Annotated in this window: 21 protein-coding genes and 2 pseudogenes; 19 read left to right on the top strand and 4 right to left on the bottom strand. The window is 71.8% G+C overall.

The genetic code is table 11. From position 1 onward, the window contains the following. Positions 1–4: 4 nt before the first annotated feature. From leuD to QQK49_RS11985, 6 genes and pseudogenes are all read left to right on the top strand, one after another. Positions 5–601, top strand: coding sequence for a 3-isopropylmalate dehydratase small subunit (gene leuD / locus QQK49_RS12010; protein ID WP_284304124.1), 597 nt, complete (start codon positions 5–7; stop codon positions 599–601). Positions 602–1129: 528 nt separating this feature from the next. Beyond that, positions 1130–1201 (top strand): annotated as a pseudogene (locus tag QQK49_RS12005) (HU family DNA-binding protein); the annotation flags it as partial. Between the two features lie 3 nt (positions 1202–1204). Continuing rightward, the gene (locus QQK49_RS12000) at positions 1205–1408 is read left to right on the top strand and encodes a hypothetical protein (protein ID WP_284304123.1); all 204 of its coding nucleotides are present in this window, start codon (positions 1205–1207) and stop codon (positions 1406–1408) included. A gap of 279 nt (positions 1409–1687) precedes the next feature. Further along, positions 1688–2443: a lysophospholipid acyltransferase family protein gene (locus QQK49_RS11995; protein WP_284304122.1), complete on the top strand. Its 756-nt coding sequence runs from the start codon at positions 1688–1690 to the stop codon at positions 2441–2443. Then, positions 2440–3447, top strand: coding sequence for an NAD(P)H-dependent glycerol-3-phosphate dehydrogenase (locus QQK49_RS11990; RefSeq protein ID WP_284304121.1), 1008 nt, complete (start codon positions 2440–2442; stop codon positions 3445–3447). Before QQK49_RS11995 ends, QQK49_RS11990 begins: the two co-directional genes overlap by 4 nt. Positions 3448–3598: 151 nt before the next feature. After that, complete coding sequence (locus tag QQK49_RS11985) at positions 3599–4714, top strand: D-alanine--D-alanine ligase family protein (protein ID WP_284304120.1); 1116 nt, start codon at positions 3599–3601, stop codon at positions 4712–4714. 6 nt (positions 4715–4720) lie between these two features. Here the strand turns inward: QQK49_RS11985 and QQK49_RS11980 are convergent, their stop codons facing one another. Then, positions 4721–5131, bottom strand: a complete 411-nt coding sequence (locus QQK49_RS11980; protein WP_284305895.1) for a DUF3515 family protein — start codon at positions 5129–5131, stop codon at positions 4721–4723. A 40-nt stretch (positions 5132–5171) separates the two neighbouring features. Then, the gene (locus QQK49_RS11975) at positions 5172–5405 is read right to left on the bottom strand and encodes an Lrp/AsnC ligand binding domain-containing protein (protein ID WP_284304119.1); all 234 of its coding nucleotides are present in this window, start codon (positions 5403–5405) and stop codon (positions 5172–5174) included. Positions 5406–5575: 170 nt separating this feature from the next. Between QQK49_RS11975 and thiL the strand changes: the two genes are divergently transcribed. Further along, positions 5576–6565: a thiamine-phosphate kinase gene (gene thiL, locus QQK49_RS11970; RefSeq protein ID WP_284304118.1), complete on the top strand. Its 990-nt coding sequence runs from the start codon at positions 5576–5578 to the stop codon at positions 6563–6565. Between the two features lie 73 nt (positions 6566–6638). After that, positions 6639–7268, top strand: a complete 630-nt coding sequence (locus QQK49_RS11965) for an HAD-IA family hydrolase (protein WP_284304117.1) — start codon at positions 6639–6641, stop codon at positions 7266–7268. 93 nt (positions 7269–7361) lie between these two features. On the opposite strand, the gene rpmB is transcribed toward QQK49_RS11965, so the two are convergent. After that, positions 7362–7556, bottom strand: coding sequence for a 50S ribosomal protein L28 (gene rpmB / locus QQK49_RS11960; RefSeq protein WP_040158419.1), 195 nt, complete (start codon positions 7554–7556; stop codon positions 7362–7364). 261 nt (positions 7557–7817) lie between these two features. Here rpmB and QQK49_RS11955 point away from each other — a divergent pair, with 261 nt between their 5' ends. The 11 genes and pseudogenes from QQK49_RS11955 (at position 7818) to mutM (ending at position 17694) form a co-directional block, all read left to right on the top strand. After that, on the top strand, positions 7818–9635 hold the full coding sequence (locus tag QQK49_RS11955) for a DAK2 domain-containing protein (protein ID WP_284304116.1): 1818 nt from the start codon (positions 7818–7820) through the stop codon (positions 9633–9635). Next, entirely contained in the window at positions 9635–10594 is a 960-nt protein-coding gene (locus tag QQK49_RS11950; RefSeq protein WP_284304115.1) for an OB-fold nucleic acid binding domain-containing protein, read from the top strand. The genes QQK49_RS11955 and QQK49_RS11950 overlap by 1 nt, the downstream gene beginning before the upstream one ends. After that, positions 10477–12060: an ATP-dependent DNA helicase RecG gene (locus tag QQK49_RS11945; protein ID WP_284305894.1), complete on the top strand. Its 1584-nt coding sequence runs from the start codon at positions 10477–10479 to the stop codon at positions 12058–12060. The genes QQK49_RS11950 and QQK49_RS11945 overlap by 118 nt, the downstream gene beginning before the upstream one ends. 46 nt (positions 12061–12106) lie before the next feature. Continuing rightward, complete coding sequence (gene rsmD, locus QQK49_RS11940) at positions 12107–12703, top strand: 16S rRNA (guanine(966)-N(2))-methyltransferase RsmD (RefSeq protein WP_348536261.1); 597 nt, start codon at positions 12107–12109, stop codon at positions 12701–12703. A 219-nt stretch (positions 12704–12922) separates the two neighbouring features. Next, a complete protein-coding gene (locus QQK49_RS11935; RefSeq protein WP_284304114.1) occupies positions 12923–13288 on the top strand; it encodes a glutaredoxin domain-containing protein in 366 nt (121 codons plus the stop codon). A gap of 64 nt (positions 13289–13352) precedes the next feature. Continuing rightward, positions 13353–13835: a pantetheine-phosphate adenylyltransferase gene (gene coaD / locus QQK49_RS11930; protein WP_284305893.1), complete on the top strand. Its 483-nt coding sequence runs from the start codon at positions 13353–13355 to the stop codon at positions 13833–13835. 3 nt (positions 13836–13838) lie between these two features. Beyond that, positions 13839–15055: pseudogene (locus QQK49_RS11925) on the top strand (amidohydrolase). 208 nt (positions 15056–15263) lie between these two features. Beyond that, a complete protein-coding gene (locus QQK49_RS11920) occupies positions 15264–15839 on the top strand; it encodes a YceD family protein (RefSeq protein WP_284304113.1) in 576 nt (191 codons plus the stop codon). A gap of 1 nt (position 15840) precedes the next feature. Further along, positions 15841–16035 carry a 50S ribosomal protein L32 gene (gene rpmF, locus QQK49_RS11915; RefSeq protein WP_284304112.1) on the top strand — a complete coding sequence of 65 codons (195 nt, stop codon included), beginning with the start codon at positions 15841–15843 and terminating at the stop codon, positions 16033–16035. 11 nt (positions 16036–16046) lie between these two features. Then, positions 16047–16820, top strand: coding sequence for a ribonuclease III (gene rnc / locus QQK49_RS11910; protein ID WP_284304111.1), 774 nt, complete (start codon positions 16047–16049; stop codon positions 16818–16820). Beyond that, on the top strand, positions 16813–17694 hold the full coding sequence (mutM, locus tag QQK49_RS11905; protein ID WP_284304110.1) for a bifunctional DNA-formamidopyrimidine glycosylase/DNA-(apurinic or apyrimidinic site) lyase: 882 nt from the start codon (positions 16813–16815) through the stop codon (positions 17692–17694). Before rnc ends, mutM begins: the two co-directional genes overlap by 8 nt. Here mutM and QQK49_RS11900 read toward each other — a convergent pair whose 3' ends face one another. Then, positions 17695–17829 (bottom strand): hypothetical protein, encoded by a 135-nt coding sequence (locus QQK49_RS11900; protein WP_284304109.1) that lies wholly within the window; start codon positions 17827–17829, stop codon positions 17695–17697. Between the last annotated feature and the right edge of the window lie 4 nt (positions 17830–17833).

The raw sequence follows: 17833 nt of genomic DNA, 5'->3' as shown, positions 1-17833 counted from the left end.
GGACATGGAGAAGTTCACGACGCACACCGGCGTCGGTGTTCCGCTGCGCCGCAGCAACGTCGACACCGACCAGATCATCCCGGCCGTCTACCTCAAGCGGGTCAGCCGGACCGGGTTCGAGGACGGGCTCTTCGCCGGGTGGCGCGCCGAGCCTGACTTCGTCCTCAACCAGGAGGCCTATGCCGCCGGCAGCGTGCTCGTGGCCGGGCCCGACTTCGGCACCGGGTCCTCACGTGAACACGCGGTGTGGGCGCTGCAGGACTACGGCTTCCGCGTCGTCGTGTCCTCCCGGTTCGCCGACATCTTCCGCGGCAACTCGGGCAAGGCCGGGCTGCTGACCGCGCTCGTCGAGCCGGCCGACGTCGAACTCCTGCAGAAGATGCTGGAGGAGGAGCCCGGTCTCGAGGTCACCGTCGACCTGGAGGCCCGCACGATCCGGTGCCGCGAGGTCGTCGTCCCCTTCGACATCGACGAGTACCAGCGTCACCGTCTGCTGGCCGGTCTCGACGACATCGACGTCACTCTCACGCACGCCGCCGACATCGAGGAGTTCGAGCAGGCGCGGCCCGCGTTCATGCCGACGACGTCGACCCCCGCCTGACCTCGATTCGTCCGAGAGGCGCCCCCGCTCCCATGGGCCGGGGCGCCTTTCGCATGCCCGAGAGGGCCTGCCGTCGACGTGACGAATCCCTCTCGCATCTCTGCCTATACCCCCTCTGGCCAGGCAATTCACGCTCCACCGATGCCTGTTCGGGTGTCTTCGACGCGCGGCGACTCCGGTTCCCCTGCGGGACTGGCGACTTCATGCCGATAGGTGAGCGTGAGGCATGCGCCTCACCGTGATCGCTCCCTGCCGGGGCGTTCGCGAGCACACGCATCGCACACATCACCAACATGGACGGCCCGTCGACGGCGGGTCTGCACATGGACGTGGAAGGGGCTCGCGCTCTTGCCACGGCTCACCGGCCCGCACCGCGAGCCACCGTCTCTGGAGGGAGAGAGTAGTGAACAAGGCTGATCTGGTCGACGCACTCGAAACGCGTCTGGGTGGCAAGAAGGCCGCCTCGGACGCCATCGAGGCGATCTTCGACGTCATCATCCGTGAGGTCGCCAAGGGGGAAAGGTCGGGATCACCGGTTTCGGCACCTTCGAGCGCGTCGACCGTGCGGCCCGCACCGGTCGTAACCCGCGCACGGGCGAGTCCGTGCGCATCGACTCCACCGCGGTTCCGAAGTTCCGCCCCGGCACGGCCTTCAAGCTGTACGTGGCCGAGCCCGCCACGCTGCCCAAGGCCGGCCCCGCCGCCGCTCGGGCCGCTGCGGGCACGGCCTCCGAGGTGCGCGCCAAGGCCGAGGCCGCCATCGCGGCGTCCAAGAAGAAGACGAAGGGTGGACGCAAGTCCGCCTGATGTCGGCGCACCTCGCGTGACCGGGCATCGATCCGCCTGATCGCGCGTCACCCGTGAGCTGCCCAGCAGCCCGTCGGGAGCTCGAGCGCGTCGCCCCCGCCTGCCGGTCCCCTCACCCGGCGGCGGGGGCGTCGTCGTGCGCGCGGCCCCACCCTGCGTGCCCAGACCGCCCGAAATAGGCGGCGGTCTCGGCGGGATGTGGTCGTGGTCGATCTCGACACGGATGCCCGTGTCCGGCGAAGATGGCCTGCGAACCTGGCGGCGGTCGAAAGGATGGGTGTGGCGTTCTCGAAGGTCACCGAACCCGGGATCCATCGATCCTTCGCCTATCGAGCCGCCGCCGCGACCGCACTCTCACCGATGCGTGTGCTGACGAGGTCGGACTGGCGCGGGCTGGAGAACCTGCCGGACTCCGGGTGCGTCGTGGCCGTCAACCACATCTCCTACATCGACCCGTTCGCCGTGGCGCAGATGCTCTACGACAACGGTCACCCTCCGTTCTTTCTCGCCAAGGACGGCCTCTTCCGGCTGCCGGTGCTCGGCCGGTGGCTCGCCGCCACCGGGCAGGTGCCGGTGTACCGCGGCACGGGCAAGGCCATCAGTGCGTACACCGACGCGGTGGCCGCCGTGCGCGCAGGCAAGACGATCGTCGTCATGCCCGAGAGCACGATCACCCAGGATCCCGACCTGTGGCCGATGCGCGCCAAGACCGGTGTCGTCCGCATCGCCCTCGCCACCGGATGTCCGCTCGTGCCCCTCGGACAATGGGGGGCGCAGGAGCTGATGCCCCGCGGCACGAAGAGGCTGCGCCCCTGGCCGCGCAGGACGATGCAGATGAGCGTCGGACCCGCCGTGGACCTGTCCGACTTCTCGGGCGATACCGTCGACCACGACTCGCTCGTCGTGGCCGGGGACCGGGTGATGGACGCCATCACCGCCCAGGTCGCCGTCCTGCGCGGCGATCCACCACCACAGGGCCGTTGGGACCGCGCACGCGGCCGACGAGTCGTCACCCGAGCCGAGGAGAGCCCATGATCGCCGAACGCGCCACCGTCGTCGGCGCCGGGAGCTGGGGGACGGCGTTCGCCCTGGTGCTCGCCGACGCCGGACTCGACGTGCGCCTGTGGGCGCGCCGCCCCGAACTGGCCGAGGCGATCTCGACCACCCACCGCAACCCCGACTACCTGCCCGACATCGAGCTGCCGACGACCATCACCTCCACCTCGGTGGTCGAGGAGGCGCTCGAGGGGGCCGACCTCGTCGTCCTCGCGATGCCGGCGCAGAAGCTGCGGGTCGGACTCGCGCCCTGGCGCGACAACCTGCCCCCGGACGCGGTCCTCGTCTCGCTCGCCAAGGGCATCGAGCTGAGAACGGGATCCCGGATGAGCCAGGTCATCCGCGAGGCGACGGGAGTCGACGAGGAGCGCCTCGCCGTCGTCTCCGGGCCCAACCTCGCCCGCGAGATCGCCGAACGGCAGCCCGCGGCCGGAGTCGTCGCCTCCTCGCGCGAGGCGACCGCCGAACTCGTCGCCGCCGCCTGCGCGTCACCGGCCTTCCGTCCCTACACCTCCACCGACGTCGTCGGCTGCGAGATCGCGGGCGCCACCAAGAACGTCATCGCGCTCGCGGTGGGGGCGGCCGAAGGGCTCGGACTGGGCGACAACACCAAGTCGACGGTCATCACCCGAGGTCTCGCCGAGACCCTGCGACTCGGCGTTGCGCTGGGGGCCGACCCGGCGACGTTCTCGGGCCTGGCGGGCGTGGGTGACCTCATCGCCACGTGCATGTCGCCGCTCTCACGCAACCACCGCGTCGGCGTGGGGCTGGGTCGCGGCGGCACGCTGGCGGAGGTCGTCGCCTCGATCGGTCAGACGGCCGAGGGCGTCACGTCGTGCGAGTCGATCCTCGCGCTCGCCGCCGAGGCGGGGGTGGAGGTGCCCATCGTCGAGGCGGTCGTGGCGATGGTCGTCGACGGGCAGCGACCCGAGCTCATCGCCGATGCGTTGATGTTGCGTCGCCGCAAACCCGAGAAGCACTGAGCCCGCCGTCTCGGCGAGACCGCCGCCTGTAGCCGGCGGTCTCGGCGTGTTCTCGGGCACGGTCGCCCGAGGTCGCGTGATCAGTTCGACACGGGGGAGCCGGCGCCCGAGGGCCCGGTGGAGGGGCGTTCGCGGAGTACTGTCGGGCACGATGAGCACCACGAAGACCAAGACCAGGGTCGCCCTCGTGTACGGCGGCCGTTCCTCCGAACACGCCGTCTCGTGCGCGACCGCAGCGGGAGTCCTCGCCGCCATCGACAAGGACCGCTTCGAGGTCGTGCCGATCGGCATCGCCAAGGACGGACGCTGGGTCCTCGGCGGCGGCGACCTGGCCGCGTTGGCCCTGGCGCCGGGGCACGTGCCCGAGGTCGACGGCGACGGCGACGTCCGGATGCCGCTGTCGACCCGCGACCGCTCCGTCGTCGACGTGGCGGCAGGCGGTGCAGCGGCCGCACTCGGGGAGGTCGACGTCGTCTTCCCCGTCCTGCACGGCCCGTTCGGTGAGGACGGCACCATCCAGGGCATGCTCGAGCTGGCCGACATCCCCTACGTGGGCTGCGGGGTGCTCTCCTCGGCGACGATGATGGACAAGCACTACATGAAGGGCGTCCTGTCGAGCCACAGGCTGCCGATCGGGCCGTTCGTCACGCTCACCGACCGCCAGTGGGCCACCGATCCGGAGGCCGCGATCCGCGCTGCGTCGGAGCTGCGGTTCCCCCTGTTCGTCAAGCCCGCCCGCGCCGGGTCCAGCGTCGGGATCTCCCGCGTGGAGCGCCCCGAGGACCTGCGGGCCGCCATCGAGGTCGCCCGCGAGCACGACCCCAAGGTCGTCATCGAGCAGGGCATCGTCGGCCGCGAGATCGAGTGCGGTGTCCTGCAGGGCCGCGGCCACGAACCGCCGCGCACGAGCCTGCTGGGCGAGATCGTCGTCGAGACCGGCCACACCTTCTACGACTTCGAGGCCAAGTACCTCGCCGAGAACGACGTGGTGCTCTCCTGCCCCGCCGATCTGCCCGCCGGCGACGCCGACCGCATCCGCGCGATGGCCGCCGAGGCCTTCGAGGCCGCCGGATGCGAGGGGCTCGCCCGGGTCGACTTCTTCTACACCGAGAACGGCGAGATCATCCTCAACGAGATCAACACCATGCCGGGATTCACGCCGCACTCGATGTACCCGCAGATGTGGCTGGCGACCGGCATGTCCTACCCCGAGCTCATCACCGAACTCGTCGACCTCGCCCTCGAACGGCGCGTCGGCCTGCGCTGAGGAGGCTCAGCGGCAGCGGTGACCCGTCGGTTCGCCGAGGCCCGCCACCGTGCCGAACGCGGACAGGACCAGCGGTTCGGGAGCGTAGTGATCGGGCACGAGGATCTCGACCGCCGGGTCGCGGCCGTAGGTGGTGAAGCGCATGCCGTCGTCGAGGCGCTCGGCGATCCAGTCGACGTCGTCGACGGCGATGCATTCCAGCGTCGTCGGGCCCGGGACCGGCACGCCGCACCGGCCGATGATCGCCGGATCGGCGCCCGCGGCCCAGGCGGCCGTGGCGCCCGAAGCCGGACGCGTGTCGGCACGGGCAGCGCCCGCCACCTCCTCCGGCCACGCCGAGGCAGCCGACGTGCATGCATCCGAGGTCGCAGCCGGGGCCGGAGCGACCTCGACAGGGCCTCCGCAGCCCGCGAGCATCAGCAGGGCGAGGCCCGCTCCGACGTGACGTCCGCGCACCTCAGGCGTGCACCACCGTGCAGGTCAACGTGCGGGTGATGCCCGAGACCTCCTGCACCTTGGCCAGCACGAGCATGCCGAGGTCTTCGACGCTGCCGGCCTCGAGCTTGCAGATGATGTCGTAGGGGCCGGTGACCTCGTCGGTGGCGACGACTCCGGCGAGCTGCCGGATGCTCTCGGCGACGGAGCTCGACTTGCCGACCTCGGTCTGGATCAGAACGTAGGCCTGGACCATGGGTGCCTCCTGCAGGAGCGGCGCGGACTGGGCGGCGGCAGGCGCACGGATCGGGTCGACGGTGCCTGCCGCTGGCAACGACGGTACCGTGCGCGCATGGCAGACATGCCGCTTCCGCCGGAGCCGCCCGGTGGTGCCGCCCTCTTCACCGACCCCGAGGACGACTGCGCGTGAACGACTCCCGTGACCTCCGACTGGCCGATGTCTCCGAGGAGGAGGTGCTGGAACACATTTTCCCGCTGCTGCGTGCCGACCACGGACCCTCCGCCGCGACGGGAGTGCTCGTGGGGCCGGGGGACGACACCGCGTGGCTGGCGGCACCGGACGGCCGGTTCCTCGCGACGACCGACGCCGTGGTCCTCGGCCACGACTGGCTGGACGCGTGGTCGACCGGCGCCGACGTGGGTCACAAGGCCGTCATGCAGAACTGCGCCGACATCGCCGCGATGGGTGGGGTGACCACGGGTCTGCTCGTCACCCTGGCCGCGCATGCGGGCACGTCGATGGCGTGGGTGACCGACCTGGCCCGCGGGATCGGTGAGGCGGCCCGGGAGGCCAGGACGAGTGTCGTCGGAGGTGACCTGTCCGGGGCCGACGACGGCACGGTGATGGTGTCGATCACCGCGTTCGGCACCACCGAGGGACGAGATCCGGTGCTGCGCAGTGGTGCTCGACCGGGTGACGTCGTGGCGGTGGCGGGCGGTCTCGGACGTTCCGGGGCGGGCTGGGCGCTGTTGCGTACCGGGCGCGGCGAGATCGCCCCCGATCTCGTCGCCATCCACCGGCGTCCCGCGCCGCCGCTGTCCGAGGGCCCGGGAGCCGCCCGTGCCGGAGCCCACGCGATGATCGACCTGTCCGACGGACTCGTGCGCGACGCGGGCCGGGTCGCGCGCGCCAGTGGCGTCGTCATCGACCTGGACCCGGCCGCGCTCGCCCCGCACGTCGACGCGCTGACCTCCGCGGTGGGAGCGGAGGAGGCCCTCACCTGTGTCCTCACGGGCGGGGAGGAGCACTCGCTGCTCGCGACGTTCGCCGAGGCGCCCGACGGCTGGCACGTCCTGGGCACGGTGGGGCCGGTCGACGAGCTGGGGGCGGGGGTCCGGGTCGGTGGCGAGCCACGGCGTGGGGGAGGCTGGGACCACTTCGACACCTCCCGGTGAGGGGTGTCGTGACGGGCAGCGACACGAGGGAGCGGTCGGACCGGCGATCGCCACCCACGGACGAGGAGGACCCATGGACGACGCACTGCGGGACGTGCGAGGGGTGCTGCTCGACATGGACGGGACCCTCGTCGACTCCGACGCCGCCGTGGAACGACAGTGGCGGGCGTGGGCGACGGCGTACGACGTCGACCCCGAGGCCGTCGTCGCCGTGTGTCACGGAGCGACCTCCGACGCCACCATGCGGCGATTCCGGCCCGACCTCGACGAGGAGACCATCGCCGCCGAGGCCCAGGAGTACATGCGCCGCGAGACCGAGGACCTCGAAGGTGTCGTCGCGGCCGAGGGCGCGGCGGAGTTCGTGGAGATGCTGCGCGAGCTGGGGTTGCCCTGGGCGGTCGTGACGAACGCCGACCGCGCGCTCGCGGAGGCCAGGCTCGGCGCCGCGGGCATCGACGCGCCCGACCTCGTTCCCGTCGACGAGGTGGCCGAGGGCAAACCCGACCCGGCGGGGTACCTCCTGGGAGCCCGGCGCATCGGCGTCGACATCGCGGCCTGTCTCGTCGTGGAGGACAGCGCCGCCGGGGTCAGTGCGGGCCGCAGCGCCGGAGCGGTGGTGGCAGGACTGCGGGGGATCGGCGGTGATCTCGACACCACCGACCTCGCCGATCTCGCGCGCCGTGTGCGCGCCGCGCGCGCCTGAAACGGGCACGACAAAGGCGCCGGGTCACCCGCAGGTGATGTCCCGGCGCCGAGAGCCGTCAGGCGCGAAAGGCGAGGACCGACCGTCGAACGGTCAGCGCGCGACCTTGCCGGCCTTGATGCACGAGGTGCACACGTTGAGACGCTTCGGGGTCTTGCCCTCGGCGCCCACGAACGCGCGAACCTTCTGGATGTTCGGCGTCCAACGACGGTTGGTGCGCCGGTGCGAGTGCGAGATGTTGTGACCGAAGGTCGGTCCCTTGCCGCAGACGTCGCAGGTGGCAGCCACTGGTCACTCCTGGAGATTCATGATCGTTCGAGAACGGGTCCGGCCCGGTGAGTTCGGGCGCACGTCGAAAGTCGATCTGGATTCGATGTCCTCAGGTGCGCGCCCATCGGCCGGAGGTAACCGGCCCAGCGTACGCCACGGCATCGGTCGCCCCCAAATTCCTGGGCTCACCCGACCCCGTCGGCGCTGCTCCGCACCCTCATCGGCGCCGGTCGGCGGTGGTTCGGGATGGTTGTCGGTGCGGGATGTGAGGATGTGTCCGTGACCGAGTCGACCACACCGCAGGGCGCGGCCCCCGACGTCCCGGGCGTCCCCGACGCCTCAGGTGTCGCCGGCGCATCCGGGGTCTCCGGTGTCGCCGCAGGTCTCGACGTCCTCGACGACGCCGCCCTGCGCCGCTGGCTGTTCCGTGCACGCGACGACCTCGGACGCCACCGTCACCGGCTCGACGCGCTCAACGTGTACCCGGTGCCCGACGGCGACACCGGCACCAACCTCTACCTGACCCTCGACGCCGGGCTCCAGGGGTTCGTCGAGTCCCTCATCGCCCGCGCCCGCGCCCGCGAGGGCGATGCGCAGGTGCTGGGCATCGTCGGCGGCGTCTCCGCGCTGGCCCGGTCGAGCCTGTTCTCCGCCCGCGGAAACTCCGGGGTCATCCTCAGCCAGCTCATCGCCGGGCTGGCCGGCGTCGCGGCCGAGAACGCCGACACCGACCATCGGGGCATCGACGGCCCCCTGCTGGCGGCGGCGATCGCCGAGGCCGATCGTCGGGCCCGCCGGGCGGTCACCGACCCGGTGGAAGGCACGATCCTCACCGTCGCCCGGGCCGCGGCCCAGGCGGCGCGCGCACAGGTCGACTCCGGTGACGCGTCCTTGGTCGCGGTCGTCGACAGCGTCTGCCGTGCGGCGCGGCAGGCCTTGTCGGCCACTCCGACACAACTCGACGCGCTGGCCCGCGCCGGAGTCGTCGACGCGGGTGGGGCGGGCCTGGTCGTCGTCTTCGACGCGCTGCGGGCGGTCGTGCACGGCGAGGTGGCCGATCCGGATGCCGCCGTCGAGGTCAACGGCGACGAGAGCGCTCCCCGGGGGGCGACGTTCGTGGCCGAGCAGGAGGTGAGCGGACCGCAGTTCGAGGTCATGTACCTGCTCGACGGGGTCGAGGACGCGGCCTCCGACCGTCTGGCGGCGAGGCTGACCTCCCTCGGGGACAGCGTCCTCGTGGCCGGCGACGCCGGTCTGCGCACGGTGCACGTGCACACCGCGGAGGCGGGAGCGGCCGTCGAGGCGGGGTTGGAGGTCGGGCGTCCCTACGGCATCCGCATCACCCTGCTCGCCGGCGACGCCACGACCGTCGTCGACGCCTGCGCTGCACCGGAACACAGCTCTGCGACTGCCGCGAGCGCCGCCCGCGACCGCCGTGACGCGCGAACGGTGCTCGGCGTCGTCGCCTGTGTGAGCGCGCCGCGCATGGCCGGGCTCTTCGAGCAGGCCGGGGCCGCCGTGGTGCACGAGGGCCCGGGCAAGCGCGTGACTCCGGCGCAGATCGCCGCCGCGGCCAGGTCGACGGGGTCGGCCAGGGTCGTGGTCCTTCCCGACGACGCCGACGCCGTCCTCGCGGCCGAAGCGGCGCGCGACGTGGCCGCCGAGAGCGGTGTGGAGCTCTCGGTCGTCCCCACCCGCCACCTGCTGCAGGGGCTCGCCGCCGTCGCCGTCTTCGACCCCGCCGACGCGGCGTCGGAGGAGCGCATGCGTGAGGCCGCCGACGCCGTGCGCTACGGCGTGGTGGCCACGGCCACGACCGCCGCGCGCACCGACGCGGGCGACTGCGAGCCGGGAGACGTCCTGGGTTTCGTCGACGACCGCGTGCTGCACCTCGGGCACGACGCGTGCGAGGTGGCCGTGGAGGTCGTGCGCACGCTCATGCAGGACGAGGCCGAGCTCGTCACCCTCGTGGAGGGCGAGGCGGCATCGGGTCTCGGGGAGCGCGTGGCGGCCGTCGTCGCCACGATCGCCGACGTCGAGGTGGAGGTCTGCGACGGCGGGCAGAGCGTGTACGACCTGCTGGTGGGGGTGGAGTGATGGCGAGCTCGGGACCTCGTGCCGGTGGCGGGGGCACGGCGGGCAAGCGCAAGAGCAGCAGCAAGGGCGCGGCGCGGTTGGCCGGTCACACCGGCGAGCACGGGCCGTTGGCGGGCGTGGTCCACCTGCCGGGCGTGCCCCTGCCCACGCGACTGCCGCCGCTGAACTCCGTCACGCTCGACACCCCGCTGCGCAGGGTCTTCGAGGAGAAGTACGCCAAGAACCTCGCCTCCGCCCGTGGCATCGAGACGGTCGAGGACCTGCTGTGGTTCTTCCCCACACGGTTCTCCGAGGTGGCCACGACGTTCGAGGGCCTGTACCCCGGCCGGTACCTGGTGATCGCGGGTCGTATCAAGCGGGCCGAGATCAAGGTCATGCGCTCGGGGCGCCCGGGGCAGAAGATGCTCACCGCCGATGTGGACACCGAGCACGGACCGCTGACGATCGTCTTCTTCACCGCGCACGGTCACGCCGACCGGCTCCGCGAGGGGGTCTGCGCCCTCTTCCAGGGCACGGTCACCGAGTTCAACGGCCGCCGGCAGATCGCCCACCCGCTGTACGACCTCCTCGAGGACCCCCGCCGCCCTCCTCGCAGATCACGCTCGACCGCCGCCTCATCCCGCACTATCGCGAGGTCAAGGGCATGCCGCCCTGGTCGGTGGGTCACTGCGCCCAACTGTGCGTCGACGCCCTCGAGATGGAGGAGCCCCTTCCGCAGGACATCCGGGAGCAGCACGGACTGCCGACGTTCGCCGAGGCGATGCGCATGCGTCACGTGCCGCACGCCCGGGCCGAGGTGGGGTTCGCGCGACGACGTTTCGCCTACGACGAGGCGCTGGCCATGCAGATCGTGCTGGGCCAGCGACGGCGGGCCGCCCGGGCGGGTGTGGCGGTGCCGCGCACCGCTGCCTCGGGCGGTCTGCTGTCCCGCTTCGACGAGCGGCTCCCCTTCGAGTTGACCCCGGGGCAGCAGGAGGCCGGTCGCGAGATCGCCGCCGACCTCGCGTGTGAGCAGCCGATGAACCGGCTGCTGCAGGGCGAGGTGGGCTCGGGCAAGACGCTCGTGGCCCTTCGGGCGATGCTCGCGGTCGTCGACGCCGGGGGCCAGTGCGCCCTCCTGGCACCCACCGAGGTCCTCGCCGCACAGCACCACCGCTCGATCACCGGGCTCCTGGGAGACCTCGCCGAGGCGGGGCTGCTCGGTGGGGACGCCGGTGGCACGCGGGTCACGCTCCTGACCGGCAGCATGTCCACGGCGGCGCGCAAGAAGGCGATGCTGGAGGCGGCCTCCGGTGAGGCGGGCATCGTCGTGGGCACGCACAGCCTCATCCAGGACAAGGTGAGCTTCGCGGCCCTGGGACTCGTGGTCGTCGACGAGCAGCACCGCTTCGGCGTGGAGCAGCGGGATGCCCTCAGCGACAAGGCGACCGGTCAGCCGCACCTGTTGGTCATGACGGCCACGCCCATTCCCCGCACGGTGGCGATGACCGTGTTCGGCGACATGGACGTCTCGACCATGCGTGAGCTGCCGCCGGGCCGCGCGCCCATCGCCACCCACGTCGTGGACAACCCTCGCTGGTACGAGCGGGCCTGGTCGCGGGTCGCCGAGGAGGTCGCCGCGGGGCATCAGGCCTACGTGGTGTGTCCGCGCATCGACTCCGGCGGCCAGGAGACCGACGGCGCCGACCTGCTGACCGGATACGACGGCGACGGCGACGACGCGGACGGGTTCGCGGCGGGGGAGGAGTGCGCCCTGTTCGGCCCCGAGCACACCGCGTCGGCGCGAGACCCGCGCGAGGAGTTCGTCATCAGCGACCTGTCGGCCGTCGACGACGTCGCCGCCGAGATCACGGCGCGGCCGGAGTTCGCCGGGGTCCGCGTCGGCGTGCTGCACGGGCGTCTGCCGGCCGAGGAGAAGGACGCGGTGATGACGGCGTTCGCCGCCGGCGAGATCGACGTCCTGGTGTCCACCACCGTCATCGAGGTCGGTGTTGACGTGCCGAACGCCACGGTCATGGTCGTCATGAACGCCGACCGCTACGGCGTCTCGCAACTGCACCAGCTCCGCGGTCGCGTCGGCCGGGGGAGCGCGCCGGGCCTGTGCCTGCTGGTCACCCGCACCCAGGTCGAGTCCGCCGAGCGTCGGGTGCGTGCGGTGGCCGAGCTCACCGACGGGTTCGCGCTCGCCGACATCGACCTCGCCGAACGGCGCGAGGGCGACATCCTCGGTGCGCGCCAGAGCGGTGGCCGCTCGACGCTGCGGGTGCTCCGGCTCTCTCACGACGCGCAGATCATCGACTCGGCACGCGCGGACGCCGCCGCCCTCCTCGATGAGGACCCGTCGCTCGACGGGCACGCCCGGCTGCGCGACATGGTCCTGCGGATGGTCGACGACGAGGCAGCCGAGTTCCTCACGCGCGGATAGGAGGTCGCATGACCCGCATCATCTCCGGCCGGTTCGGGGGCGTCGCCTGTCGACCCCCACGGGAGCCGCGACGCGTCCCACGACCGACCGGGTGCGGGAGTCCCTGTTCTCCCGCCTCGATCACCTGGGTGTGCTCGAGGACGCGGTGGTGATCGACCTGTTCGCCGGCTCGGGAGCCCTCGGGTTGGAGGCGCTCAGCCGCGGCGCCGCGCGAGCCGTCCTCGTGGAGAAGGCGAGCGGTGCCGCGCGGGTCACCCGCCGCAACGTCGCCGAGCTCGGCGCCTCCGCGCAGGTCGTCGTCGCCGATGCCGCCGCCTACCTACGGCGGGAGACCGACGGGCCTGAGTACGACCTCGCGTTCCTCGACCCCCCGTACGACCTCGGCGAGCAGGGGCTGGCCGAGGTGCTCTCCCACCTGGCCCCGCGACTGCACCCGGACGCCGTCGTCGTCGTCGAGCGGTCCTCCCGATCGCCCGAGCCGAGCTGGCCCGCCGCCCTCGTCGGGTTCGCCTCGAAGACGCACGGCGAGACGGCGCTCTGGTACGCGGAACCGGCGGCGCCGGACCATCGGGCGGAGGCTGCGGCGGCCGCTGCGGGCGAGGGAGATCCGCGGGCCGAGAGCGAGACGGCCCAGGAGGCGTGACCCCGGTTCGTGGACGTCCTGTGGACGTCTCGAACCGTACTCGCCCAGGTCACAGGTCGATGAAGAAGGCGTTCCCTCAGCCGATCCGGTGTGGGGACCCACCATCGGCGACCTAGACTCGTTTCCCGTGAGTAGGTCCCAACGTGCCCAGTGGTGGAACACCGCTGCCGTCGTCGGCGGTGGTGTGCTGCTCACCTCCTTTTTCTCCTGCTCAACTGGGTGCTCGTCGCCGTCGTCGCTCTCGTGCTCTGCGGATGTCTCGCGCTGATGGTGGCGCCCAAACGCCGGCCACAGACCGCGCGGCACTGGGAGGCCCAGGCGCAACTGGTGCGGGACGGCCGCGTCATCATCTACTGGCGACCGGGATGCGTCTTCTGCACGCGCCTGCGGATGCGCCTGGGGTCGCTGCGCAGCCAGGCGACCTGGGTCGACATCTGGTCCGACCCGGAGGCGGCCGCGTTCGTGCGCGACATCAACGGCGGTGCCGAGACGGTGCCGACCGTCATCCTCCCCGACGGCGAGGCCTGCACGAACCCCGATCCGGTGCTCGTGCGCAGCCACCTGTCCATGGCCCAGGCGGCCTGAGCCCGATCTGCCGCGTCGCCCCCACCGGGCGAGCCACCTGCGCTGCTACGTTCGGATCGTGAGCATCACGCGCTGTGTCTGCCCGGGTTCCTTCGATCCGATGACGCTGGGGCACCTCGACGTCGTCAGGCGCGCCCGCAACCTCTACGACGAGGTCGTGGTGGCCGTCCTCATCAACCCGAACAAGACGGGCCTGTTCACCCCCGAGGAACGGGTCGCGCTCATCGAGGCCGACGTCGACGACCTCGACGGGGTGAGCGTCATGACGTTCGAGGCGCAGTTGCTCGTCGACGTGTGCCGCACCACGGGCGCCGGCGCGATCGTCAAGGGCCTGCGGGGCGAGACGGACTACGCCTACGAGCTGCCCATGGCCGTGATGAACCGCCACCTGGCCGGCATCGAGACCCTGTTCCTGCCGAGCGACCCCGAGTTCGCCCAGGTGTCGAGCTCGCTGCTCAAGGAGGTCGCGCGCTACGGCGGCGACGTCTCCCGCTTCGTCACCCCCGCGGTCGCCGAGGCGTTGCGCGAGCGTCTGGGCAAGGACTGACCGGTGGTGACGGGAATCGACGAGCGGCTGATCGCGGAGCTCGAGGCGGACTACCGCCACCTGCACGCCCACCCCGAGCTGAGCATGGCCGAGCACGAGACCGCGGCCTACATCGAGGCACGCCTCACCGATCTCGGCGTCGAGCACTTCCGGTGTGCCGGAACCGGGGTCGTCGGAGTCCTCGAGAACGGTCCCGGCCCGGTCGTGGCCTTCCGCGCCGACACCGACGGGCTGCCCATCGCCGAGGACACCGGACTGGAGTGGAGCAGCACCGCCACCGGAACCCTCCCAGCGGTGAGGTCGTCCCGGTCATGCACGGCTGCGGTCACGACACCCACACGGCCGTCGGGCTGGCCCTGGCCCGCCTCCTCGTCGAGCAGCGGCAGGACTGGTCCGGCACGGTCGTGCTCGTCTTCCAGCCCGGTGAGGAGATCGGCGCGGGCGCCAAGGCCATGGTCGAGGACGGCCTGTGGGACCGCGCCCCGCGTCCCGAGGTCGTCTACGGCCAGCACGTCATGCCCGGCCTGGCCGGCACCGTGTCGGTCCCGATCGGTACCGCGCTGTCGATGGCGGACAGCTGGAAGGTGACGCTGCACGGGCGGCAGGCGCACGGCTCCCAGCCGCACGTCTCCATCGATCCGATCGTGCTCGGCGCCCACGTCGTCACCCGGCTGCAGTCGGTGGTCTCGCGCTCCGTCGACCCGCGGGAGATGGCCGTGCTCACCGTGGGGACCTTCCACGCCGGGTTCAAGGAGAACATCATCCCGAACTCCGCCGAACTCGCCCTCAACGTGCGCACGTTCGCCCCCGAGGTCCGCGAGACGGTCCTCGCGGGCATCCGACGGGTCATCGACGGCGAGGTGCTCGCCTCGGGAGCCCCGAAGGCCGACATCGAGGAGCTGAGCCGGTTCCCCGCCTGCGTCAACGACGAGGAGGAGAGTCGGCGGGTCCTCGAGGTCCTGCGGGCCGAGCTGGGTGAGGAGAACGCGGATGTCGGCCGACCCGAGTCCGGCAGTGAGGACTTCGGACACCTCGCCGCCGCGCTCGGTGTTCCGTCGGTGTTCTGGTTCTACGGCGGATACCCGGCCGAGGTGCTCGACTCCGGTGAACCGGTGCCGGGCAACCACCACCCCGCGTTCGCGCCGGTGGCCGATCCGACGCTGCAGGTCGGTCTGCGCGCCGCCGCTAGCGTGGTGCTCTCCAGGCTGGGCGCGCGCTGACGCCGCACTGCCTCGATCGGGCCGGCTGCGAGGTCTGCGGCGGAGGTCGTCGCAGCCGAACGACGCCGTCGGCCGGTCGTGGGCGGGTCGCGCCGGTTGTGACTCTCACGGCCTGCTCCGCTAGAGTTGACGGTCGGTCCCGTACGTCGTCTTTCGCCGTGCCTGCGAGACCCCGAAACCAGCCCCGATCGTCGAAGGCAGACCCATCATGACCAGCTCCACGCGCGACAGCGCCCTGGTGATCGACACCAGGCGTCTCGTGCGTCGACCCGGCGCGATGGTGGAGGAGTCGGTCGACGCGCCGGCTCCCGTCGACTTCGGCACCGACGTGCTGGCCGTCCCCGAGGGCAAGCCGCTCGAGGTCGACCTCCGACTGGAGTCGGTCATGGAGGGTGTCCTCGCCAGCGGCACCGTGCACGCCACCGCCTCCGGTGCGTGCGTGCGGTGCCTGGACGACCTCGAGTACCCCGTCGACGTCACCTTCCAGGAGTTGTTCGCCTACCCCGATCGCGCGGCCCACCACCGCGAGGTCGGCGACGACGAGGACGAGGACTCACCGACCCTCATGGAGGGCGACCTGCTCGACCTGGAGCCCGTGCTCCGGGATGCGGTGGTGCCCACACTGCCGTTCCAACCCGTCTGCAGGCAGGACTGCCCCGGACTCTGCTCCGAGTGCGGCCAGCGCCTCGCCGACGACCCGACCCACCAGCACGAAGCGATCGACCCCCGCTGGGCTGCGCTGCAGACCCTGGCGGAGGCCGACACCGAAGAGAAGAGGAACTGACGTGGCCGTCCCGAAGCGGAAGATGTCGCGCTCCAACACCCGTTCGCGTCGCGCCCAGTGGAAGACGACGGCGACCACGCTGACGTCGTGCCCCCGCTGCGCCTCGCCCAAGCAGCCGCACATGGCCTGCGCCTCCTGCGGCACCTACGCCGGGCGCCACTACCCGGAGGCGGAGCGCTCCGAGCTCCAGAACTGAGCCGGCCCCTGATGGGTGTCAAGGACGGATCGAGGACCGGTCAGAGCGGCCCCAGGCCGCCGGCCGACCTCGCCTCCGACATCGAGGGGATCATCGGTGTGCGTCTCGACGAGGCGCTGCTCCGTCATGCTCTGACACACCGCTCGTACGCGTACGAGAACGGTGGCGTGCCCAACAACGAGCGCCTGGAGTTCCTCGGCGACTCGGTGTTGGGCCTCGTCGTCACCGAGTCCCTGTACGCCGATCACCCCGACATGGCCGAGGGACAACTGGCCAAGCTGCGGGCGGCCGTGGTCAACATGCGCGCCCTCGCGCAGGCGGCGCGCACGCTCGACGTGGGTGACTACCTGCTGCTGGGTCGCGGCGAGGAGACCACGGGCGGCCGCGAGAAGGCGTCCATCCTGGCCGACACGATGGAGGCGCTCTTCGGCACCGTGTACCTGGCCGAGGGCCTGGAGCGGGCGCGCGTCTTCGTCCACCACCTCATCGACCCGCTACTCGCCAGTTCCACGCGCCTCGGCGCGGGTCTGGACTGGAAGACGAGCCTGCAGGAACTCGCGGCCTCCAACGGGTACCGGATGCCCGAGTACCGGGTGACCGAGGAGGGGCCGGACCACGAGAAGGTGTTCACGGCCACCGCCGTCGTCGGCGACGAGGGCCTGGGGCAGGGCACCGGTCGCAGCAAGAAGGAGGCCGAGCAGCAGGCGGCCCAGGCGGCGTGGACCGAGTTGACCCGCCGGGCCGATGCCGTGCTGTCGGCCGAGGTGCCTCCGGAGCGTGCCTGAACTCCCGGAGGTCGAGGTCGTCCGCCGCGGCCTCGACGCCCATGTGGTGGGGCGGCGGATCTCCGACGCCGTGTTGCGCGGGAGCCGTGTGGCGCGGCGGCACGTCGCCGGCCCGGGGGATCTGAGCTATCGCCTCGTCGGCCGGGAGGTTCTCGCCGCCGATCGTCGCGGAAAGTACCTGTGGCTCGCCCTCGACGGTGGTGAGGGACTGGTCGTCCACCTCGGGATGAGCGGGCAGATGCTCGTCGAGCACGCCGATGCCCCCGCGCGGGCCCATCAGCACGCGACGTTCTCCTTCGACGACGACGGTCCCGAGCTGCGGTTCGTCGACCAGCGGACGTTCGGCGGTCTGGCGTTGCACGACCTCATCGACGACCCGTGGTCCGGCGAGCACCGCCACGGCATCCCCGACGCGGTGAGGCACATCGCCCCCGACCCGTTCGAGACGGTCTTCGATCCCGCGCTCCTCGCCCCGGCGATCAAGCGCCGATCCAGTGGCATCAAGCGGATCCTGCTGGACCAGGGCACGGTCTCGGGCATCGGCAACATCTACGCCGACGAGTCGCTGTGGCGCGCCGGGATCCACGGGGAACGTCCGGCGGATCGGCTGACCAAGCCCGCACTCGTACGTCTGCTCGTGCACGCCCAGGAGGTCATGGCCGCGGCCCTGGACGCCGGCGGCACGAGCTTCGACGCGCTGTACGTCAACGTCAACGGCAACAGCGGCTACTTCGAGCGGTCCCTCGCGGCCTACGGCCGAGCCGGGCAACCCTGCCGGCGGTGCGGCACACCGATCCGGCGCGAGATGTTCATGAACCGGAGTTCCTTCTCCTGCCCTCGCTGCCAGCCGCGGCCACGCGTCTCCCGCGTCTGATCAGGTGAGGTCCGGCTCGCCGGGGTAGCGCACGCCGAGTTCGGCCCGCGCCCGGGCGAGCACGTCGATCATCTGACAGCCCCGCCTCTGCCCGGATTCCCTGGGGCGCTCACCTGCGTGGTGTTTCAGCCTCACCCCG

This window comes from Mobilicoccus caccae, from assembly GCF_030161635.1.
GTDB classification, from domain to species: Bacteria; Actinomycetota; Actinomycetes; order Actinomycetales; family Dermatophilaceae; genus Mobilicoccus; species Mobilicoccus caccae.
The sequence above is the reverse complement of the archived record's forward strand: the minus strand, read 5'-3'. Positions and strand labels throughout refer to the sequence as shown.

Coding starts and splice junctions, on each gene's coding strand:
- leuD (WP_284304124.1), top strand. CDS start 5: ATGGAGAAGTTCACGACGCACACCGGCGTCGGTGTTCCGCTGCGCCGC.
- QQK49_RS11990 (WP_284304121.1), top strand. CDS start 2,440: ATGATCGCCGAACGCGCCACCGTCGTCGGCGCCGGGAGCTGGGGGACG.
- QQK49_RS11985 (WP_284304120.1), top strand. CDS start 3,599: ATGAGCACCACGAAGACCAAGACCAGGGTCGCCCTCGTGTACGGCGGC.
- QQK49_RS11980 (WP_284305895.1), bottom strand. CDS start 5,131: ATGCTCGCGGGCTGCGGAGGCCCTGTCGAGGTCGCTCCGGCCCCGGCT.
- QQK49_RS11975 (WP_284304119.1), bottom strand. CDS start 5,405: ATGGTCCAGGCCTACGTTCTGATCCAGACCGAGGTCGGCAAGTCGAGC.
- QQK49_RS11965 (WP_284304117.1), top strand. CDS start 6,639: ATGGACGACGCACTGCGGGACGTGCGAGGGGTGCTGCTCGACATGGAC.
- QQK49_RS11950 (WP_284304115.1), top strand. CDS start 9,635: ATGGCGAGCTCGGGACCTCGTGCCGGTGGCGGGGGCACGGCGGGCAAG.
- QQK49_RS11945 (WP_284305894.1), top strand. CDS start 10,477: ATGCAGATCGTGCTGGGCCAGCGACGGCGGGCCGCCCGGGCGGGTGTG.
- QQK49_RS11920 (WP_284304113.1), top strand. CDS start 15,264: ATGACCAGCTCCACGCGCGACAGCGCCCTGGTGATCGACACCAGGCGT.
- rnc (WP_284304111.1), top strand. CDS start 16,047: ATGGGTGTCAAGGACGGATCGAGGACCGGTCAGAGCGGCCCCAGGCCG.